Annotated in this window: 1 protein-coding gene; it reads right to left on the bottom strand. The window is 33.4% G+C overall.

The features are described 5' to 3' along the window. Positions 1–194: 194 nt before the first annotated feature. Complete coding sequence (locus JOD07_RS15205) at positions 195–2,171, bottom strand: ATP-binding protein (protein ID WP_204614644.1); 1,977 nt, start codon at positions 2,169–2,171, stop codon at positions 195–197. Positions 2,172–2,274: the final 103 nt, after the last annotated feature.

The raw sequence follows: 2,274 nt of genomic DNA, 5'->3' as shown, positions 1-2,274 counted from the left end.
TTGCCAACTTAAACTCATCAGAATATTTCTTTTTCCCTGACATTCGAAAACCCCTTTCATTAGTATTTTGTCTAACGAAAGGGGTTCACTTCATTGGGGGTGTTTTGGGATCATAGTAGGTTATTATTATTTTTAATCCTGCGACTATGCTATTCATAGCAATGTTAATTATTAATAAATTTATTAATTTCCCGTTAACTGTCTTGACTACTTGCCCGTAATGCAAGAGCTTTTCTATATACTTCTATCAAATTCCATGAGGAAATGTCGATCAAAGGTTCATACATGAAAGAATTAAGATGAATGCTCTCAGGTGTAATCAAGTTAATTTCTTCAATGATCTCTTTTTCGTTATCTGTCAAATACTGCTTCGACTTATTAAACCACTCTCTTGTCTGATTATTTTCTGCATCAGGACAAGTTCCTTCGTGCTCAATGATTTTGGCTTTCATAAATTTCTCAATCTCAATTCTTGCTGCTATTGAAATGACAAGTTTGTTCTCCAAAGAAACTTCATCGTTGTCTTTAAGTATATTTATTGCAAGATCTTGAAGTAATTGTAGATAAGGCTCATCGCCAGACTTAAGGGTCTCGTTTTCGAGAAATTGACTTATAACTCCCCATATATCCGACACCATCAATCGTGAAGTATCAAGGGGTGCCGTTTTATAATGAAGACAGCATGTCAGTTTTTTATAATCGTCATTTCTTCCGCTATATTCAGCTAAATTACGATAAAATGGAATGCTAGCAATCAGACATTTTTTCTTAAATTCACTGTCTAAATCACCATTTTGGATAGACGAACGAATAACATTTTTAAAGAAATCCTTTTGATACTTAAATTCTGTTATACTAATAATACCTTCGTCATTCCTTTGAGCTATGTAACAGTTTTCCCGGCTTACACCACACCTGTACTTAACGGTTCTAAAGAAATCAAAATTATGTGTAAGCATAAGCAAATCGATTCCTTTTGTTTCAGCAAGATCACATAAGTACTCGATAATTGCATACTTGTTTTTATAATCGAAGGAATCAGAAATATCATCTGCAATAATAAGGTATTGTCCCCCACCTTCCCTAGCTTGTTTTCTAATTCTCTCTAAATCAAACAAAATATAAAGTAGATACAGTGCTCTACGCTCACCCATACTTAAAGAAACCATCAAGTCTTCCTTATGTAAAACTGTAGACTCTTTGCTGTCACCAGTACCGCGAGTATATTCAAACTCAATATTTGGAGCCTCATCTTTTAAAACAAAATTTGACTTATTTGTGATTTTTACAGTAAATGGTACGCGGAATCTTCGGTTAAATTCACTCACTACCTCTACCCAACGTTCAGATTGTGCTGATGCCTTTTCATATAGATTATGAATCTCTTCTTTAAAATCAGCGATTATCTTATAATATTCCATAAATGGCCTTTCAAGGCGTTCAAAACAATTACGCCATGTTTGTTTCTTTAATGTTGCTATATCTCTGAGTAAAGGAATAATTTCCCTATGCGCAACGATAATTTCACGAACTTTCACAGATTCCGCATTTTTGGAGAATAATTTTTTCAATTTTTCAAACTTTTTTGCTAGTGTAGGTGTTTGGTATAATTGGTCAAGCTCTTGTTGTACAAGTTCCTTCCACTCGGCAAGATTATTAACCTGCCTCCCATTTCTAAGAAGAATCTTATGTTGAGCCTCAAACAGATTGTGATTTGTAAAACTTTTACTTAATTCTTCTGCACTTCGTTCTGTAAAATGTGTATTTAATAATGAGCTGTTTCGAAGTAGGTTATCAAGATTATCAATATATTCTGTAATATGGCGTTTAAAATCCTGGTTTTCATAAACAGCCATAGTTTTGTCATTAAATAGTTCTGAATAGAGAACTTCATCTAGGAATTCATAATTCTTATTCTCTATCTGCCTAATTGCTTCCATAATATCTGGCCAATCGGCTGTGGCTTGTAAACCAAGATCTTCAATCAGTTTTATTTTAATTTGAGGTTTAGTTAGACCAGTTATTTCTCTTAGCTTATTTAAAATCTCAGTAATAATGTCATTCAACTTTCCCATAAGAACATTATATTGATTTCTAGTTCCTTCATCGGCAAGAAGTGTGCTGACTGTCTCTTTACTAAATTCAAACTTATCTGCGAATGAATTTATCACATAGATGTTATCTCTTAATCCCCCTAACCCATTTGGACAATCACACACTAGTTTAGTAAAATAATACTAACAGGAGGTTGTCAAAAATGAGGTCAAAGCAAAA

This window comes from Defluviitalea raffinosedens (genome assembly GCF_016908775.1).
GTDB classification, from domain to species: Bacteria; Bacillota; Clostridia; order Lachnospirales; family Defluviitaleaceae; genus Defluviitalea; species Defluviitalea raffinosedens.
Note: the sequence above shows the minus strand (reverse complement) of the source record. Positions and strands in the feature narration are given on the sequence as shown.